Below are 19,265 nucleotides of genomic sequence, written 5' to 3'. Positions count from 1 at the left end.
AGGTGCTCCCTTAAGTCTGCCGGCCATCGGAATGTGGCCGGTCTGCTGGTCTGACACCACCCAGACGGAGCCCGGCGGACGAAATCGACAGCCGCTCGAGAGATTTCTATCCTGGACCCCGCGGCTGACGTCGACCTGTTGACAGCCGCTGCCCGTCGCGGTCCCGTCGAACACACAGCATCGGCACAGCTCCGCGGATGACCGTGAGATTCATGAGCCAGGACAACCTTCGTTCCGCGGGAAACCCCGAACCCGCAGCAGTTCCGCCGGCCGACCAGGAGTCGACCGGCCAGCAGTTCCAAGATCAGTTGCCCGCCGGTCAGCAGCTCGGCGGTGAGCAGCCCGCAAGTGAGCAGCCCGCAAGTGAGCAGCCCGCTGGTCACGTGTCCCCAGACCAGCAGCCGCGAGATCAGCAGCCTGCCAGCCAGGAGCCGACCACCGCTGAGCACCTCTGGTGGTTGCCGTCGTCGCAGCAGCCGGACCCGTCGGGGCTCGGCGCCGGCCAGGCCGGTCCGCCGGCCCACGCCGGTCAGCCGGACCACACCGGGCAGACCTTTGCCGGTCAGCAGCCGTACCCGGGCCAGCCCTTCACCGGTCAGCAGTCCACCACCGGTCAGTGGCCGTATTCCGGTCAGCAGTCCGGCGCGAGTCAGCCGCCGTATCCGGGGCAGCCCTTCGCCGCCCGGCAGAGCGCGACGGCGACCATGCCGGTCGTGCCGCCGAAGCGCCGCAAGACCTCGCTCATCGCGGCGTCGACCATCGCCCTCGCGCTGGTGGCTGGATTCGGCGGCGGCGCGCTCGCATCCAGCCTGAACGACAACTCGTCGGGCACGGTGGCGAGCGCGTTGGCAACCACGGGAACCTCATCGGTCGTCTCGACGGTGAAGCCGGCAGCGTCGGGCACGGTCGAGCAGGTGGCGGACGCGATCCTTCCCTCGGTGCTGTCTGTGCTCTCGAGGTCGTCCAGTTCGGAGGGCGAGGGTTCGGGAATAGTCCTGTCCGCCGACGGGCTGGTCCTGACGAACAACCACGTCATCAGCGGCGCCACCGATCTGCAGGTGCAGTTCAACGACGGAACCACCGCGAAGGCAACGGTGGTCGGCGCGGACACCGTCGACGATCTCGCCGTGATCAAAGCCGAAGGGGTGTCCGGGCTGACGCCCGCGACGCTCGGATCCTCCGCCGATCTGCAGGTCGGCCAGGAGGTCGTCGCCGTCGGCTCACCACTCGGGCTGTCCGCAACAGTCACCTCGGGCATCGTGTCCGCACTGAACCGGCCGGTCGCCACCTCGGACGCCCAGCAACAGCAACCGCAGCAGCTCCCGGGGTTCGGTCAGGACCAGCAGCAGCAATCGCAGACGGCGACCCAGGCGACCGTCATCAATGCGATCCAGACGGATGCGGCGATCAATCCGGGTAATTCCGGAGGCCCGCTGGTCGACATGAGCGGCAAGGTCATCGGAATCAACTCCGCCATCGCGTCGCTGTCGTCGGGCAGCGGCGAGTCGGGTTCGATCGGCGTCGGGTTCGCCATCCCGATCGACCAGGCCAAACGGATCGCGGACGAGATCATTAAGACCGGCAAGGCCTCGCACGCCGTCCTCGGCGCATCGGTCGCGGACGCCACCGTCAACGGCAACGCCCTGCTCACCTCGGGGGCGAAGATCAGCCAGCTCACCTCAGGGGGCGGGGCGGAAGCCGCCGGACTCCAGGTCGGTGACGTCATCACGAAGGTCGGTGAGCAACAGGTGGAGTCGTCGGACGCGCTGGTGGCGGCCATCCGGTCCCAGGCGCCGAACGGGACGGTGGCGATCACCTACACGCGGGGGTCGGACACCGCGACCGTCACCGTCACACTCGGTTCCTCGTCGGACTGAGCGGCCATCCGTCGGCCGGCGGTGCGAGCCCGGCCCCCACACTTCATCCCAGCGGTGCCGGGTGGACCCTGCGTCCACCCGGCACTAACGCGTTCGGCCCCTGTGATGCGACGCTCTGACCATGACGCCGTGGACCACCGACGACGCCGTGACCGCCGGCGATCAGGTGGCGATCTGAGGCCGATGCCGACCTCACCCCCGCGGGATGAGGCCCTTCTGACCCGCCGCCCGCAAAATGGACAACGCGTAGTGATGGCACAAATCGCATCTGATCAGCAAGATGAACGGTGTTGAGTGGTCCGCGCGGCTGGTAGGGAGCGACGGGCCGCGATCGGCGGGTATGGGACATCGAGCCGGGAGGTGTGATGGTCGTCGTCCGCGACGTCACCGATTCCTCCATGGCGTTCGACGACCACGGCGGGCGCCGTGAGCCGTTGCGCGCGGCGTTCTCCTGGGCGGTCGGCACCGCATGGTGGGCGACCGGGCCGATCAGGTTCGGGGGCCGGGTGGCCCTGCGCGCGGCCGACGCCGCGGTCGCCGAGATCACCCGGCGCGGTCGGCCGCTGCTGACCAACCCGCCTGCCGCCGGGCCGGCGACCAAAGGTCCGGTCGAGCCGCTGATCCGCGCGGTCCTGCGGCCGCTGGTGGTCCGCGTCGTCGACGTCGCACTCACCGAGCTCGACGTCACGCAGCTCGTCCTGCAGTACGTCGATCTCGACGCGGTCGCCGCGAAGCTCGACGTGCAGGCGGTGGTCGAACGGGTCGACGTCGACGCGGTGGTGAACCGGGTCGACCTGGACGCGATCGCGGCCAGGTTGAACGTGGAGGCGGTGATAGACCGCGTCGATCTGGATGCGATCGCGGCCAGGTTGAACGTGGAGGCGGTGATCGATCGGGTCGATCTGGATCGGGTGGTGTCCCGGGTCGATCTTGATGCGGCGGTGGCGCGGGTGGCGTTGGACCGGATCATCGATCGGATCGATATCGACGGGATCGTTGCGGGGGTGGATCTGCAGGCGGTGATCGACCGGATCGACATCGACGGGATCGTTGCCGGGGTGGATCTGCAGGCGGTGATCGACCGGATCGACGTCGCCGCCATCGTCGCGCTTGTCGACCCGGATCCGGTCGTCGCCCGGGTGGACTTCGACGCCGCGCTGGCGAAGATCGACATGATCGGGATCGCCCAGCAGGTGGTCGACGGCATCAACCTGCCGGGCATCATCCGGGATTCCACCGGATCGCTGGCCTCCGAGGCGGTGCACGGTGTCCGGGTGCAGGGTCAGCTCGCGGACGACGCGGTCGGTCAGCTCGTCGGCCGGGTGTTCCGACGCAAGGCCCACACGATCGACGGATTGCCAACGGAATGACCAAGCCGACGTCAGCCCCCGATCTCACCGACCGCCACCACCGGCCGGCCGGCATCGTGACCCGAGCCGCCGCGATGGGTATCGACACCGCCATGGTGCTGGTGATCGGTTCGATCCTTTATCTCACCATCGCCGGCGCCAGGTTCATCTGGTCGCCGACCACCTTCACCTGGCCGGATATGCCGTTCTTCCTGACCCTGACGGTGCAGTTCTGCATCGCCGTCGTGTACCTGACGTTCTGCTGGGCGATGACCGGACGCAGCTACGGCGACTCGTTGCTCGGCCTTCGGGTGTTGTCGCGATTCGGGCAGATACCGGGCTGGACGCTGTCCTTTCTGCGTGCCGTCTTCTGCACGTTCTTCCCGGTCGGGTTGTTCTGGGTCGCCCTGAGCCCGGAGCGGCGGTCGATCCAGGACGTCGTACTCCGGACGGTCGTCGTCTACGACTGGCGCGGAGCCGAGTAGTCAACCGAGCCGACCAGGGGGCCGTTCACCCTCCGTCTGCAGCCCCCGGCGGTCGCGGCCCGGTGCGCTGTCCGGTTGGGTCCAGCGCCCTGATCAGCAGCGTCAACGTCCTGCGGAACTCGACGATGTCGACGCCGGCGGCGTCGAGGATGTCGTCGGTGAGCCGTTCGCCGGTATCGAACATCTCGCCCAGCAGGCCCGCCCCGGTCTCGGTCAATTCGACGACCCGGCGCCGCCGGTCGGTCGGGTCCGAGCGTCGGAGGACGTGGCCGGTGGACTCAAGGTGCGCGATGGTGCGGCCGATCGTCTGCTCGGTGACGTGCTGATCTCCGGCCAGGTCGCGTTGACTGGTCGGCCCGCGGCCCAGGGTGGTCAGCACGATCAGACCGGCGTGACTGACTCCATGCTCGCGCAGCCTGGTGTTCCAGGCGTGCTCGACCAGACGGGCGGCGGTGCCCAGCAGCCGGCCCGTCACCCACTCGTCCCGGTCGGTCTCGGGTGCCATGCGCCTCCCTCCGCTGAACCATCGATCCCGCGCGCGCTTCCGGCGAGGTGTGCGGACAGTCGGTCGGAGTCGACGGTACCTGTGGCACGATAGCGAAATGCTCAGCATGCTGAGCATCCGATTCGCCCGCTATGGCAGTAGTCCTTGACGTCACGCTGTCACCCGGCGGGGACGTAGCACAGAACAACCGATCACGACAGAACGGAACCCGTCATGCCCATCGGGTCGAACGACACCACGGACAGCCCCATCGAGTCGAGTCCCACCGATCAGAGCCCCCCCGGCGCGCCGACACCGCACGCCGGCGGGGCCCATCGAGCCGAGGACACGGCGGCCCATCCGACGGTTGCCCCGAAGCCGTCCCGGCGGACCGCCGTGCTCCGTGCCGTCGCCATCCTGGCTGTCGTGTTCGCCTGGTTGGGCATCGCGGGCGTCGGCGGGCCGGCGGTCGGCTCACTGTCGACGGTGCAGTCCAACGATCAGGAGACGTTCCTTCCGGACGGCGCCGAGTCGGTCAAGGCGTCCAATGCCGCCGCACAGTTCGACGACTCGGGCGAGTTGCCGGCATTCGTGATCTTCGAGACCGCCGGTGAACCGGCGACTCCCGAGCAACTGGCGTCCTGGCAGGCATTCACCCAGTCCCTGGCCGGGCAGCCGGTCGACCCCGACGACGCCGCCCTCGGCGTCATCGGCGACTACTACGTCGACAGTCCGGCTCCGGGCCAACCGGTTCCGGTGCCGTTCATCCCGTCTCAGGACGGGCAGGCCGCGCTGGTGCTGGTTCCGCTCTCGGCCGACAAGGTGACGGCCGTGGACTCGCAGGGCGAGAACCCGCTGGGCTCCGTCATCGACGGGATCCGGGCGGCCGCCGAATCGTCCGCCGCCGGCGGGACCGTGCACATCGCCGGGCCGGCCGGCCTGATCGCGGACCTGGGCGCTGCCTTCGCGGGTATCGACGGCCTGCTGCTCATCGTCACGCTGTCCGCGGTGCTGGTCATCCTGGTGCTGGTGTACCGGGCGATCGCGCTGCCGTTCGTGGTGCTGTTCACCTCCGTCAGCGCGTTGGCACTGGCCGGTGGCGTGGTCTACCTGCTGGCCAAGAACGACGTGCTGCCGCTCAACGGGCAGAGCCAGGGCATCCTGTTCATCCTCGTCGTCGGTGCGGCAACGGATTACGGGTTGCTGCTGGTCTCCCGCTATCGCGAGGAACTCACCAGGGTCGAGTCCAAATGGACCGCCATGGTGCGTGCCTGGCGTGCGTGCCTCGAGCCGATCGCGGCCAGCGCCGGAACCGTGATCATCGGCCTGCTCTGCCTGCTGCTGTCCAACCTCAACTCCAACCGCTCCCTCGGCCCGGTGGGCGCCATCGGCATCGCCGCTGCCTTCATCGCGGCGATGACGCTGCTCCCGGCACTGCTGATGGCCGGCCGGTGGCTGTTCTGGCCGCGCATCCCGCACGTGGTCGAGCACGACGCAGAAGGACACGCGATGCGGACCAAGGGCAAGGCCGGCCTGTGGGAGCGCATCTCCGTGCTGGTCGCCCGCCGCCCGCGCCGGACCTGGGCGATCACCGCCGTTGCGTTGGCGCTGGCCTGCCTGCTCGTGCCGACGCTCAAGGCCTCGGGAACAGCGCAGACCGACGTGTTCCTGACCGAAGTCGATTCCATCGCGGGCCAGCAGGCGCTGTCCGATCACTTCCCCGGCGGCTCGGGCAACCCGGTGGTGATCATCGCGCCGGAAGCCGCGGCCGAGCAGGTGGTCAGCACCATCGCCGGCGTCGACGGCATCTCCGGTGAGCCGACCGTCGTCACCGAGGCCGGCGCCGGCCCGCAGGCCGCCGGCGCACCGCCGCTGGTGGTCAACGGCGAGGTCCAGATCCAGGCGACGCTCGACGCGGCAGCCGACAGCGAGGCGGCGGAGAACACCGTCCGCGCCGTTCGGGACGCGGTGCACGCGATCCCCGAGTACGGCGACAGCATCCTGGTCGGGGGCAACACCGCCATCCAGATCGACACCGTCGACACGTCGGCGAGCGACCTGCGGCTGATCATCCCGGTGATCCTGGGTGCCGTGCTGCTGGTGCTGATCCTGCTCCTGCGGTCGCTGATCGCAGCGTTGTTGCTGGTGGCGGCGACGGTGCTGTCCTTCGGGGCGGCGCTGGGCGTGTCGGCCTTCGTCTTCAACAACATCTTCGACTTCCCCGGAGCGGACCCGGCGGTGCCGTTGTTCGCCTTCGTCTTCCTGGTCGCGCTCGGCATCGACTACTCGATCTTCCTGATGACACGGGCCAGGGAGGAGGTCGCCTTCTACGGCCCGCACGACGGCGTCATGCGCGGTCTGCGGCTGACCGGTGGGGTGATCACCAGTGCGGGCATCGTTCTCGCGGCGACGTTCGCGGCGCTGGCCGTGTTGCCGATCCTCTTCCTGGCCCAGATCGCGTTCATCGTGGCGTTCGGCGTCCTGCTGGACACGTTCGTCGTCCGCACGTTGCTGGTGCCGGCGGCGGCCATCGACATGGGCTGGTTCACCTGGTGGCCGATCCGTCCGCGGCCGACCAAGCACCAACTCGAGCACCGCGGGCCGGCGAAGATCCCCACCAGGGTCTGACCGGACAGCTCTGCGCAGCAGCACCTGCCGGCTCCGACCGACCCTTGCCCGCAGGGACCTTCGCCTCTGGCCAGGGTCCGGGCGTGGGCCAGACTCTGGTACCAGGACCTCGAGGAAAAGGTCACCAGAGGAGTCAGCACATGACCGGCATTCGGCAGCCCATCGTTGTCGTCGGGATCGACGGTTCGATCGAATCGATGGTGGCCGCGCGGTGGGCCGCTGACGAGGCGGCCCGGCGTCAGCTGACGCTGCGTCTGCTGCACGCCTACAGCACCGCGCCGCTCATCGGAGTGCCCGCGTACGGCGTGCCGTCCGACCTCAACGAGGGGCTGATGGAGGCCGGCAGCGACGCGCTGGCCAACGCCGTCACCGAGATCGAGAAGACCCATCCCGAGATCGGTTTCACCGCGGAGCTGGTGAAGTCCGATCCGCGGTCCGCGCTGGTCGAGGCATCCCGCACCGCGACGCTGACCGTCGTCGGACGCAGCGGTGGCGGCCGGATACCGGAGGTCGTGCTCGGTTCGGTCGCGCTGCACGTCGCCGCGCACGGACGGTCGCCGGTGGTCGTCATCTCGCCGAAGACGCCGCCACAGTTGAGTGGCCCCGTCATCCTCGGGGTGAGCGGATCGGGCAACAGTGAGGAAGCGGTGGCCTTCGCCTTCGACGAGGCCGCCGTCCGGCACACCCGGCTCGACGCGGTGCTGTCGTGGGACGACCTGGCGATGCGCGGCTTCGCCCGGGCCGAACCAGAGCTGATCAGCATGGAGGACGACGAGGAGCATGTGGTCCTCGCCGAGCAACTCTCCGGCTGGCGGGAGAAGTACCCGGACGTCGAGGTGCGGCAGGTCGTCGTACGCGGCAAGCCCGCTGAGGCGATGCTGCAGTACGGCGCCGACCTGCCCGACGATGCACAGCCGCAACTGTTCGTCGTCGGCAGCCGCGGCAGAGGCGGCCTGACCGGCCTGCTGCTGGGGTCGACCAGCCAACGATTGATCTGCCACTCGCAGTGGCCGGTGGCCGTCGTCCGGAAGGACACCTTCGCCTGACCGGTGCCGGTTCGGCACCACTGAAGACCAGCAGGATGACGCGCCCCCGACGGTGGTCGGGGGCGCGTCGATTACCGCTGCCGCCGATCAGGGACGACCGGCGACGAATGACAGCCCGCACGCCACACCCCTCACCCGGCGCCGGGATCGCTCTGGCCCGCGACCGCCCCGTCGGGCGCCGCCACCAACGGCCACCGACAAGGACTCAGCGACCGCATCAGGGGTTCGGACCACGCTGCGACACGGATGGGTACCGTGCGACAGTTTTTTCTCGCGCAGCCCACCAACGGGCGACGTCCGCGCGTCGAAAGGCCCAGACGTCGCAGACGCTGCGAATTCTCCGCCGATCGGTGATCATGGTCTGACTTCGGCGAGAGGACCTGGCGTGCGCGTTCGGTTGTCCGGCCCGGCGGTAGTCCTGGCGCTCGTCCTGACGCTGGCCCTGCAGCCGGCCGCTGCCACCGTTGCGTCAGCCAGCGGTGTTCCCGGCGGCGGGCAGGACGACAAACAGGGTGGCGACTATGTCGTTCAGCCCGGAGACACGCTCAGTCAGATCGCCCTCGACAACGGCATTGCGGGCGGGCACCCCCGTTTGTACGACCTGAACGACGACGTCCTGACCGACGCCGACCACATCTACGCAGGCCAGCGGATTGCGGTCACCGCATCGGTCCCGCGTCGCGCCGACGGCTCGCCGGGACCGCTGGTGAATCCGTCGATTCCGGACCTGCCGGCGGATCAACTGGCGCCGAAGCCCCTGCCGGACTCGTTCCCGGACGCAGCGCCGGGCGCGCCGTGGGTGGTCAGCCTGGGTGACTCCTTCATCTCCGGCGAGGCGGGCCGCTGGGCGGGCAACACCGACGGGGACTCCTCGGCCACCGATGCGCTGGGACCCACGGCCTACGACGACGACCCCGCCGAAACGGGTGAGCTCATCCCGCTCTGCCACCGGTCCACGTCCGCGATGATCCACATCGCTGACGACGGAACACCGATGACAACCGGCGACCCCGTGAACAGCCTCAACCTCGCCTGTTCTGGCGCGCAGACCGGAACCTTCACCGAGTCCGGGGCCTTCAAGCCGGGCATCGACTTCTACAACGAAGGTCCCGGCCAGCAGGGTCAGGCGTTCATGCTGCAGGAGTTCGCCAAGCTTAAGGACGTCCGGATGGTTGTCGTCTCCATCGGCGGCAACGACTTCGGTTTCGGGACCGTCATCCAGACCTGCGTCGAGGACTTCCTGGTGTATTTCAGTTACTGCTCGCAGGACTCCAAGGTGACCGACCGCGCCGACCCGGCGAACATCAAGGCCGTCTCGGACAAGATCACCACGGCGCTGGGCAACGTCCGCCAGGCGATGCGGGTCGCCGGTCGGAGCGACGATTCCTGGACCCTGGTCTTCAACCTCAACCCCGACCCACTCGTGCTGGGCGACGGCTTCCGGTACGGCGAGCACCTGAGCCGGCAGGACACCGGCGGGTGCGGCGTCTACGACACCGACGCCAACTGGGCGGGGACGACATTCATCGGGGCGGTTCGGCACGCCCAGCAGGAGGCGGTCCAGGCGGCCGGCATCCCCCGGTCGGTACTGCTCGACCTCGGCAGCTGGCTCGATGACCGGAAGCTCTGCTCGACGACGACGTCCCTGGTCGGATCAACCGGCGGTGCGTCGACCTGGCAGAGTGCCGGCGCGGTCGACGTCAGCGAGTGGGCCAACCAGATCCATCTCGACACCGTCGACGGGCCGTACTTCCAGCAGGAATCACTGCACCCGAACTACTGGGCGCAACTGGCCGCCCGCTCGTGCCTGCGGCAGGTATACGACGGCGGTACTCCGAGCGGCGGCACCTGCGTCCGGTCAGGAGACGGGCTGACCAGCCGCGGCGAGCCGGTGATGACGCTCCAGTAGTGCCCGTGGTGCCTGCGCTCAGTTCGGCTCAGGTCGGCTCAGTTCGGGTCAGTACGGCGGGGTTCCCCAGACGTACACGCCGTCGCCCACCGACAGGGTGTCGAAGAAGGTCTCCGATGCGTCCCAGGACAGGTGGATGCAGCCGTGTGACTGGTCGGAGAGGCTGCCTTCATGGAAGGCGATCCCGTTGTCGAAGAACACCGAGTTGGGCATCGGGGCGTCGTTGAAGATGCTCGACTTGTGGTCCTTGTCCAGCCAGAAAACGGAGAACATGCCGGTGCCCGTCCGGTGGCCCTCCATGCCTGACGTCATCGGAACCGGCCCGTAGGTGATCTTCCCGGCCGACTGCAGCCAGGCCTGCTCGTTCGTCAGGTCGACGCACGCGGAGGCCGCGGCGGGGCACGGGTTGTTCGCCTGGGCGGCGGCCGCCCCGGCCTGATTCGGGTTCACCGGCGGCGCCGTGACCGTCATCGTTGCGGCCGCTGTGTTGGGGTCGAAGCGCACGTCGCCGGCGTAGGCGACCTCGACCTGATGATCTCCGGCGGTGACCGCCTTCACCGTGCCGGTGATGAGACCGTCCTCGCTGAGCGCGGCGTCGGCGATCGCCGTCCCGTCGACGCTGATGGAGGCCTTGCCGCCAGGGCTCTGCGGGGTGCCGATCACATCGACAGTGATCGTGGCGTCCGCGCCGGGGAGCAGACCGTCCGTCCAGTCGATCGCAATGTCGACGTTCGTCTTGGTCGTCGTGACCGGCACGTCGACCTTCGCCGCACCGACCTTCGCGTTGCCGTCGTAACGGACGGTGTAGGTCTTGCTGCCGGGGTCGGCGGTGTTCAGGAAGCCGAGCGAGACGGTCCCGGCTGCGTCGGTGTCGCCCTCGACGAGGACGGCGCTGCCGTCCAGCACGGCGACATGCCCGGCGAGGTCGACGCCGGCTTTCGGGGACTTCAGGGTCACGGTGAAGGACGACTGGTCGCCGTAGCGGATCGAGCCCGCACCGACCGAGGCGGTCACGGTTGCGGCTGCCTTGGCGGGTGCGGCCGGCTTGGCCGTTGAGCTGGCGGTCGGGCGAGGTGTCGGCGACTTGGACGCGGGGGTTGACTTCGCGGGCGCCTTCGTCGTCACGGCGGGCGCACGAACCGCAGTCGGCGATGGGGCGGTCGTCGGCGCCGCGATGGTCGTCGCCGTGCTGCTCGTCGCCGTGCTGCCGACGACCTGGCCGACGGATTGCAGTCCGGCAGCGCCGCCGCCGTCCGCGGGACCACACGCGGCAAGAACAACACACAGTGCTGCAGCGGCAATGCCGCCGGCGCCCGTGCGCCACCGTCTGGCAGACATCAGCTGGCCCCCATCCTCAACGCAGGCCGCCGGACGCAGGACCTGTGCTCCTGTGACGTGCGGCGCGCCGGTGCGTTCCCTGCCCGCAGCAGGTGCCCTACGGCCTGCCCGGTGATACGGACGCTACCTCCTCGCCCGACCGTCGCTCCTGTCGAATGCCCGTGAGCGCCGATGCCGGGCGTATCCGGGCCGCGGGCGGAGGTGAAAGGCCCGCCCGCCGGTGCCCCGGAGCTCGCACGGAGCGCAGCAACCGCGCCGGGCCGATCGGCGGGAAGGCACACCGGCCACGGGGCCGAGTGTCGTTTCAGCAGGGGAAACGGCAGCCTGACGGCCGATTTTCCCTGCACAAAGGTCACTCGACGCGCAACAACCTTCCGGGCCCAGCATCGCAGGAACCCCACTGTCGGCCGGATCCACCCCGACAACCCCGCGGGGCCGGGCTCAGTGCCGCAGGCCCAGCCGGTCGTGCAGGCGGCGCAGCGGCGCGGGAGCCCACCAGTTCCATTCGCCCAGCAGCGTCATGGTCGCCGGCACCAGCAGGCAGCGGACCAGGGTCGCGTCGACCGCGACCGCGACGGCGAGCGCGACACCGGTCTGCTTGATCACCAGCAGTTCACCCGCCACGAAGCCGGAGAACACCAGCACGACGATGAGCGCGGCGGAGGTGATGATCCGGCCCGATCGCTGCAGGCCGGCGACGACGGCCTCGTTGTTGTTCATCCCCTTGTCCCGGAACTCCTTGATCCGGCTCAGCAGGAAGACCTCGTAATCCATGGCCAGACCGAAGCCCAGCGCGATCACCAGGATGGGAATGATGGTCTCGATGCCGCCGGTTGACTGAAATCCGAGCAGCGCCTCGCCGTTGCCGTCCTGGAACACCCACACCAGCACCCCGAGGGACGCGCCGAGCGACACGATGTTGATCAGCAGGGCCTTGATCGGCACCAGGATCGAACCGGTCAGCAGGAAGAGCAGGACAAACGTGGCCAGGATGACGACCGCCATCGCCCTCGGTGCCTGGGTCGCCAACGCATGGGTGAAGTCGATCAGCGCGGCAGTCTGGCCGGTGACCCAGATCGGATAGTCGGGTCTGCTGTCCCGGATGTCGGCAACGACGGCCTTGGCTTGCGCGCTGCCCGGGTCGGGGTCGGCCATGAACACGTTGACCACTGCGTGCGTCTCACCGACGGGCCGGGGCGGGGCGACGAGTTCGACGCCGTCCATCCCGGCGATCTCCTCGGCCAGCGGTGCCATCTGCTCGGCCGTGGCCTCTCCGACGACCTGGATGGTCGGGATGCCCGACGCCGGGTACTGCTCGCCAAGGGTGTCGAAGAACTGCCGGTCCGGCGCGGACGGCGGCAGCAACTGCGCTCCCGAACTGCGCAATTCCAGCCGCAGCACGGGCGCCGCGAGGATGCCCAGCACGAGCAGCACCCCGCCCACCACCAGCCACGGCCGGCGTTGGGTCCAGGTGGCCAGCCCGGAGAAGAAACCCACTTCGGGGGCCACGTCACCGAAACGTTTCGTCAGCGACCGCAATCCGGGGATGCGGCTGAGCAATCCCGGCTTGACCATCCGGGTGCCGGAGAGTGCCAGCAAGGCCGGTACCAACGTCATGGCGACGAGCAACGCGATGACGACGACACTCACCCCGGCGGCGCCGACCGCGCGCAGGATCCGGGCCTCGAACAGCAGCAGGCCGGACAGGCTGATGGCTACGGTGACGCCGGAGAACAGCACTGTCCTGCCGGCGGTGACCATGGTCCCGACCAGCGCCTCGGTGCGGGCGGCCTTCGTCGAGCGGGTGGTGTTCGCCGCCAGCTTTTCGCGTAATTCCTCCCGGTACCGGGAGACGATCAGCAACCCGTAGTCGATACACAGTCCGAGCCCGAGCACGGTGACCACGTTGACCACGGCGGCATCGAGGTCGATCAGGTACGAGAACGCCAACAGGGCGGCCAGCGCGCCGCCGATCGAGGCGATCGCGCCCATGATCGGCATGCCGGCCGCCATGAATCCGCCGAAAACCAGCACCATCACCAGCAGGCTGACCGGGAGAGCGATCAGCTCGCCGCGGACCAGGTCCTTCTCGACCTGCCCGGTGATCGCGTCGAACAGCAACGTGCCGCCGCCGACCTGACCGGTCGCGCCGGGCACCAGGCCGCTGATCTCGGCAGACAGTGCCGCGAGCCGGTCCTGGACCGCCGTCAGGGAGGAGTCTTCGACATCTCCTGGGAGGTCGGGCTCCAGGGTGACCGACACGAGAAACCCGTTGCCGTCCTTGGCCACCAGCGCGGCGCCGGCCGGCGACGACGGCCCGCCGGGAACGGCCAGCGGATCCACCACCTGCGCGACCCCGGGGATGGCGAGGAGGTCGGTGCGGGCGGCCGTCAGCGGGTCGGCGAGCAGCGGATCGGTGACTTCGGCGCCCTTCACCAGGAGGCTCACGGAAGGCCCCGTCGTGCTGGCGGCGTTGAGGATCTCCCGGCCCGTCGAGGATTCGCTGGAGACCGTGGCCTCACCCGCGTTCAGCCGGGCGAACAGTCCCTCCCCGAAGGTGCCGGTGGCCGCGGCAAAGCCCGCGATGGTGAGGACGATCCACACCAGCACGATCAGGCCCGGTCGGGCGGCGATGGCTCGCCCCAGCGCACGCAGCACCCGCTGATGGTGACGCAGATCGGTTCCCACGACTGAGCGGGGGTGCGATCACGCAGCGAAGCCCTTCCTGACGGTCGCCCGTCTGCGCAGAGCCGGCCGACCGGCTGTCTACGCTGGCCCGGTTCGAGATCTCCAGTAGGTCCCCTCGACGTCAGAAGGACAACCATGGTCAGCACCGCCGATACCCCGATCGCTGCCCTGCGCAGCGGACACAACGAACTCGACGCGCTCGTCGAAGAACTTTCACCGATCGAACTCGACGGCCCGTCGGCCGCCTCGGAGTGGACGATCGCCCAGGTGCTCAGTCACCTGGGCAGCGGCGCGGAGATCCATCTCGCTGCCGTGGAAACGGCAGTGAGCGGCACCGACAGCCGCGGGCCGGACTTCAACCAGGGCGTCTGGGACCGGTGGAACGCGATGACGCCGCAGGAGCAGGCCGACGGCTTCCTGCGGTCGAACGAGGTGCTGGTCAGCAGTTACGAGGCGCTCGGCGATCAGGCGCGCCGCGATCTGCGTATCGACATCGGCTTTCTCCCGCAGCCGATCGACGTCGCGGGTGCCGCGGCCTTCCGGCTCAACGAGTTCGCCCTGCACTCCTGGGACGTCAGGGTGATCCGCGACCCGAAGGCGACGGTGGCCCCCGAGGCGGTCGAGAATTTGCTGGACGTCTCGTCGTTCATGTTCGGCTGGATCAGCAAGCCCGTGCTGGGCCGAACGGTGCGAGTGGCGGTGCGGACCACCGAACCGGACCGTCAGCTCGGCCTCGAGATCACCCCTGACGCGGTCAGCCTGACCGACGTCACCGGATCCGACGCCCAGCTGACGCTGCCCGCCGAGAGCTGGTTGCGGCTGGTCGCCGGTCGACTGGACGCCGACCACACCCCCGCCGCCGTCCAGGTTTCGGGTGATATCTCGCTGGACGAGCTGCGCACGGTGTTCCCGGGTTACTGATCCCGGTAGTCCTCCTCGGCCGGTACCGGGATCGCCTGCTCCAGGACGTCGGCCTCATCGGCGTCGATGTTGTCCACCACCGAACCGGCGATGCGGGCGGTGTCGGTGCCGTCCTGATCGTCAGGCTGGTCACCGTCGACCGGGAGCAGTTGTTCGAGCCGATCCGCGTCGGGTGTCTCGAGGCCGCGGTCGTCGCTGGCAGTCATGGCAGAACCTTTCCGGTGTCCGGGCAGTACACGACGATCGTGCCCCTCCGCCGCCGGCGAGGCACACCCGGGAGGGTGTCGGGCAGCGCAGAGCCGGATCACTGGCGCTCCCACGCTGAGACCGCGGACAACGCGGGTGTGGACAAATGGTGCAGTCCCTCACGTTTGTGGGATCACGCCGATCGCCGGCCGGCCGGGCCGTCCTATGATCCCCCGATGGGCACACTCGACGACGAGGGTCCGGTGCGGCTCGCCGGCGCCACAGCAGTGACCGAACACGATTGGGAGGCCGCGGCCGCCGCTGTGTTGCGGCGGGCCCGTCGACTGCCCGATGACGCTGTGCCCAGCGCGGCTTGGGAGACACTGGCGGTCACTACCGTCGAGGGCCTGACGGTTCCCCCGCTGGGCACCGCCGGACGGCTTGCCGACCGTGGTGGACCACCGTTTCCGGCCTCGGCAGTACTGCCGCGCAACCGCGCCGCCAACGTCGAGGCGGGCTGGGACATCCGCTCGCTGCTTGCCGACCCCGACCCTGCCCAGGCCGCAGCGTCCGCGCTCGCCGACCTGGAGAACGGCGCCACGTCACTGTGGCTGACGGTCGGCGGACCCGGCACATCCCCGGCGGATCTGCCCGCGGCCCTGGACGGTGTCTTCCTCGAGATGGTGCCCATCGTGCTGTCCGCTGCGGGCGACGTGACCGACCTGCAGGCCGCCATCGAACTGGCCGAGTTGTACCGGCGACGCGGGGTCCGTCCGGATCCGGGGAGTTGCCTGGGTGCCGATCCGGTCGGCCGCTCGGTGCGCTCCGGCGAGGTGGCAACCGCCGGCGCCGATCTGGATATCGCGATCGCCGAGATCGTTCCTCTCGCGACGGGTCTGGGAGTGCGTGCGCTGGCCGTCGACGGCACCGCGGCGCACGGAGCAGGAGCGGGTGACGCAGCGGAGGTGGGGTACTGCCTCGCGGTCGGCGCCGAATACCTCCGGGCGCTGGAAGCAGCGGACGTGCCCGTTGCGACCGCGATCGAGCTGATCGAGTTCCGGCTCGCAGCGACCGACGAGCAGTTCCCGACGATCGCGAAGTTCCGTGCCGCACGCGGGCTCTGGCAGCGGGTCGCGGAACTGTCCGGGGTCGCTGCGGCACGGCAGTTCCAGCACGCCGTGACGTCATTCCCGATGCTGACCCGCTACGACCCGTGGGTGAATCTGCTGCGGACCACGGTGGCCGCCTTCGCGGCCGGCGTCGGCGGGGCGGACGCCATCACCGTGCTGCCGTTCGACACCCGGCTCGGGGTGCCCGACAACCTCGGCCGCCGGATGGCGAGGAACACCTCTTCGTTGCTCATCTCCGAATCGCATGTCGCCGCCGTCGCCGATCCCGCGGCCGGTTCGTACGCGGTCGAGATCCTCACGGCGGAGATCGCGGCGGCCGCGTGGGCCGAGTTCCAGAGCATCGAGCGGGCCGGCGGCGTACTGGCCGCGCTGGCCGACGGGTCGGTGCAGGAGCGGTGGTCGGCGACCGCCGCCGAACGCGCCTCCCGCATCGCCACCCGCCGGACCGCCATCACCGGCGTCAGCGAATTCCCGCATCTGCGGGAGACCCTTCCGGTGCGGCGGTCCACCGATCTCGACGATGCGGGCGGGGCCTCCTGGGCGGAACCGTTCGAGTCGATGCGGGACGCACCGGCGGCGGTACCGGTCTTCCTCGCCACCCTGGGCAGTGTCGCCGAGCATGCCGCACGGGCCGGGTTCGCGGCGAACCTGTTCGCCGCAGGCGGGGTGGAGACCGTGACGGCCGGCCGCACCGAGGGTGTCGACGACGTCGTCGCGGCGTTCCGCGAAACCGGTGGTCCCGTCGCCTGTCTCGCGGGATCGGACAAGGCCTACGCGGACCGCGGCGTTGCGGTCGCGGAGGCGCTGCGCGCCGCGGGCGCGAAATGGGTGGTGCTCGCGGGACGGCCCAAGGGCGCCGTGGGCGAGAGCGTTGATGATCATGTCGCGGCGGGCGATGACGTCCTGGAGTTCCTCCGGCGGACCCGCGGGCATCTCGAGGAAGCACAGGTGGGCCGATGAGCGTTCCGCGCAGTTTCGCCGACTTCCCGCTGCACGACGCCGCTTCGGACGGGGCCGCACCCGACAGGGCCGCGGCGGACTCGTCCGTACCCAGAGGTGAACCGTGGCAGGCGCCGGAAGGCATTGCGGTGCAACCGGTGTACACCGGCGGTGACCTCGACGGCTTGGACGCCCTCGACACCTATCCCGGTCTGACGCCGTTCCTGCGCGGGCCGTACCCGACGATGTACACCACGCAGCCGTGGACCATCCGGCAGTACGCGGGTTTCTCCACGGCGCAGGAGTCGAACGCTTTCTACCGGCGCAACCTCGCGGCGGGGCAGAAGGGGCTCTCGGTCGCGTTCGACCTGCCGACCCACCGCGGCTACGACTCCGACCACCCGCGGGTGTCGGGGGACGTCGGGATGGCCGGGGTGGCGATCGACTCCATCTACGACATGCGGCAGCTGTTCGAGCACATCCCACTCGATTCCATCAGTGTCTCGATGACGATGAACGGCGCTGTGCTGCCGGTGCTGGCCCTGTACATCGTGGCCGCCGAGGAGCAGGGCGTTCCGCCGGAGAAGCTTGCCGGCACCATCCAGAACGACATCCTCAAAGAATTCATGGTGCGCAACACCTACATCTACCCGCCGCTGCCGTCGATGCGGATCATCTCCGACATCTTCTCGTTCACCGCGGCGAGAATGCCCAAGTTTAACTCGATCTCGATCTCGGGGTACCACATCCAGGAGGCCGGGGCGACCGCCGACCTGGAGCTCGCCTACACACTGGCGGACGGGCTGGAGTACCTGCGGGCGGGTGCCGCCGCCGGCCTTGACATCGATGCCTTCGCGCCGCGGTTGAGCTTCTTCTGGGCGATCGGCATGAACTTCTTCATGGAGGTCGCGAAGATGCGGGCCGCGCGGGCGATCTGGGCCCGGCTGGTCGGCAATCAGGGCGCGAAGAACCCGAAATCACTGTCCCTGCGCACACATTCACAGACGTCGGGATGGTCGCTGACGGCGCAGGACCCGTTCAACAACGTCGCCCGGACCTGCATCGAGGCGATGGCCGCGACCCAGGGGCACACCCAGTCGCTGCACACCAATGCCCTGGACGAGGCGATCGCTCTGCCGACCGACTTCTCCGCCCGGATCGCCAGGAACACCCAGCTGCTGCTGCAGCAGGAGTCCGGCACCACCGCGATCATCGACCCGTGGGGCGGCTCGTACTTTGTGGAGAAGCTCACCCACGACCTGGCCGGACGGGCCTGGCAGCACATCCAGGAGGTGGAGGCCGCCGGCGGGATGGCCAAGGCCATCGAAGCCGGCATCCCGAAGCTGCGGATCGAGGAAGCGGCGGCCCGTACCCAGGCCCGGATCGATTCCGGCAGCCAGGCCGTGATCGGGATCAACTCCTACCGCACCGATGACGCCGACGAACTCGAGGTGCTCAAGGTCGACAACCGGGCCGTCCGGGCAGCGCAGATCGCGAAGCTCGAGCAGCTGCGCAGCGAGCGCGATCCGGCCGCCGTCAGCCGGGCGCTGGACGCGCTGACCGCTGCCGGAGCGGCTGCGGGTGACACCACCACCGGTGGCGACCTGTCGAACAACCTGCTGGCGCTGGCGGTCGACGCCGCACGGGCGAAGGCGACGGTCGGGGAGATCTCCGACGCCCTGGAGAAGGTCTTCGGCCGGCACACTGCGGTGATCCGTACGATCTCTGGCGTGTACCGGGCAGAGGCGGGCGAGTCACCGTTGATCAAGCAGGTTCTCGAGGCGACCGATGCCTTCGCCGAGGCGGAGGGCCGGCGGCCACGGATCCTGGTGGCCAAGATGGGCCAGGACGGGCACGACCGCGGGCAGAAGGTGATCGTCAGTGCGTTCTCGGACCTCGGGTTCGACGTCGATGTCGGCCCGTTGTTCTCCACCCCCGAGGAGGTCGCCCAGCAGGCGGTGGACGCCGACGTGCACGTCGTCGGGGTGAACTCGCTGGCTGCCGGACATCTCACCCTGGTGCCCGCGCTGAAGGCGGCGCTGGCTGACCTGGGTCGTCCGGACATCATGATCGTGGTGGGCGGCGTCATCCCGCCCGGTGACATCCCGGAACTGCGGGAGGCAGGCGCGGCCGCGGTGTTCGGGCCCGGCACGGTGATCGCCGAGGCCGCCCTGGATCTGCTCCGGGAGCTGTCCGCGACGCTGCAGCACTGAGCGACGCTGCAGCACTGAGCCACACCGCAGCACCGAGCGACACGGCAGTACCGAGCGACACGGCAGTACCGA

The 19,265-nt window shown here is 69.3% G+C and carries 13 protein-coding genes; 9 read left to right on the top strand and 4 right to left on the bottom strand.

The genetic code is table 11. The features are described from left to right. Positions 1-212 precede the first annotated feature (212 nt). The 3 genes from ACVBEQ_RS08745 (at position 213) to ACVBEQ_RS08735 (ending at position 3,711) form a co-directional block, all read left to right on the top strand. Entirely contained in the window at positions 213-1,877 is a 1,665-nt protein-coding gene (locus ACVBEQ_RS08745; protein WP_447152547.1) for a S1C family serine protease, read from the top strand. A 365-nt stretch (positions 1,878-2,242) separates the two neighbouring features. After that, positions 2,243-3,247, top strand: coding sequence for a hypothetical protein (locus ACVBEQ_RS08740; protein WP_447152546.1), 1,005 nt, complete (start codon positions 2,243-2,245; stop codon positions 3,245-3,247). Continuing rightward, entirely contained in the window at positions 3,244-3,711 is a 468-nt protein-coding gene (locus tag ACVBEQ_RS08735; RefSeq protein WP_447152545.1) for an RDD family protein, read from the top strand. Before ACVBEQ_RS08740 ends, ACVBEQ_RS08735 begins: the two co-directional genes overlap by 4 nt. Before the next feature lie 25 nt (positions 3,712-3,736). Here ACVBEQ_RS08735 and ACVBEQ_RS08730 read toward each other — a convergent pair whose 3' ends face one another. Continuing rightward, positions 3,737-4,216, bottom strand: coding sequence for a MarR family winged helix-turn-helix transcriptional regulator (locus ACVBEQ_RS08730; protein WP_447152544.1), 480 nt, complete (start codon positions 4,214-4,216; stop codon positions 3,737-3,739). Positions 4,217-4,429: 213 nt separating this feature from the next. On the opposite strand from ACVBEQ_RS08730, the gene ACVBEQ_RS08725 reads away from it, so the two are divergent. The 3 genes from ACVBEQ_RS08725 to ACVBEQ_RS08715 all read left to right on the top strand — a co-directional run bounded on the left by ACVBEQ_RS08725 (position 4,430) and on the right by ACVBEQ_RS08715 (position 9,778). After that, positions 4,430-6,823 (top strand): MMPL family transporter, encoded by a 2,394-nt coding sequence (locus ACVBEQ_RS08725; protein WP_447152543.1) that lies wholly within the window; start codon positions 4,430-4,432, stop codon positions 6,821-6,823. A gap of 140 nt (positions 6,824-6,963) precedes the next feature. After that, positions 6,964-7,869, top strand: a complete 906-nt coding sequence (locus ACVBEQ_RS08720; protein WP_447152542.1) for a universal stress protein — start codon at positions 6,964-6,966, stop codon at positions 7,867-7,869. 385 nt (positions 7,870-8,254) lie between these two features. Beyond that, positions 8,255-9,778 (top strand): LysM peptidoglycan-binding domain-containing protein, encoded by a 1,524-nt coding sequence (locus ACVBEQ_RS08715; protein WP_447152541.1) that lies wholly within the window; start codon positions 8,255-8,257, stop codon positions 9,776-9,778. 48 nt (positions 9,779-9,826) lie between these two features. Here the strand turns inward: ACVBEQ_RS08715 and ACVBEQ_RS08710 are convergent, their stop codons facing one another. Both ACVBEQ_RS08710 and ACVBEQ_RS08705 read right to left on the bottom strand, forming a co-directional pair. Then, a complete protein-coding gene (locus ACVBEQ_RS08710) occupies positions 9,827-11,116 on the bottom strand; it encodes an Ig-like domain-containing protein (protein WP_447152540.1) in 1,290 nt (429 codons plus the stop codon). Positions 11,117-11,557: 441 nt separating this feature from the next. Then, positions 11,558-13,774: an MMPL family transporter gene (locus tag ACVBEQ_RS08705; RefSeq protein ID WP_447152539.1), complete on the bottom strand. Its 2,217-nt coding sequence runs from the start codon at positions 13,772-13,774 to the stop codon at positions 11,558-11,560. Positions 13,775-13,939: 165 nt separating this feature from the next. Here ACVBEQ_RS08705 and ACVBEQ_RS08700 point away from each other — a divergent pair, with 165 nt between their 5' ends. Beyond that, positions 13,940-14,725, top strand: coding sequence for a maleylpyruvate isomerase family mycothiol-dependent enzyme (locus tag ACVBEQ_RS08700; protein ID WP_447152538.1), 786 nt, complete (start codon positions 13,940-13,942; stop codon positions 14,723-14,725). Here the strand turns inward: ACVBEQ_RS08700 and ACVBEQ_RS08695 are convergent. Beyond that, positions 14,719-14,931, bottom strand: a complete 213-nt coding sequence (locus ACVBEQ_RS08695) for a hypothetical protein (protein WP_447152537.1) — start codon at positions 14,929-14,931, stop codon at positions 14,719-14,721. The two genes, ACVBEQ_RS08700 and ACVBEQ_RS08695, sit on opposite strands and share 7 nt — an antisense overlap. Before the next feature lie 216 nt (positions 14,932-15,147). Between ACVBEQ_RS08695 and ACVBEQ_RS08690 the strand changes: the two genes are divergently transcribed. Both ACVBEQ_RS08690 and scpA read left to right on the top strand, forming a co-directional pair. Next, positions 15,148-17,001: a methylmalonyl-CoA mutase family protein gene (locus ACVBEQ_RS08690; protein ID WP_447152536.1), complete on the top strand. Its 1,854-nt coding sequence runs from the start codon at positions 15,148-15,150 to the stop codon at positions 16,999-17,001. Further along, positions 16,998-19,193, top strand: a complete 2,196-nt coding sequence (gene scpA / locus ACVBEQ_RS08685) for a methylmalonyl-CoA mutase (RefSeq protein WP_447152535.1) — start codon at positions 16,998-17,000, stop codon at positions 19,191-19,193. Before ACVBEQ_RS08690 ends, scpA begins: the two co-directional genes overlap by 4 nt. Positions 19,194-19,265 lie beyond the last annotated feature (72 nt).

The sequence above is a fragment of the Nakamurella sp. GG22 genome, assembly GCF_052976845.2.
This window is presented reverse-complemented; position numbering and strand designations above follow the sequence as displayed.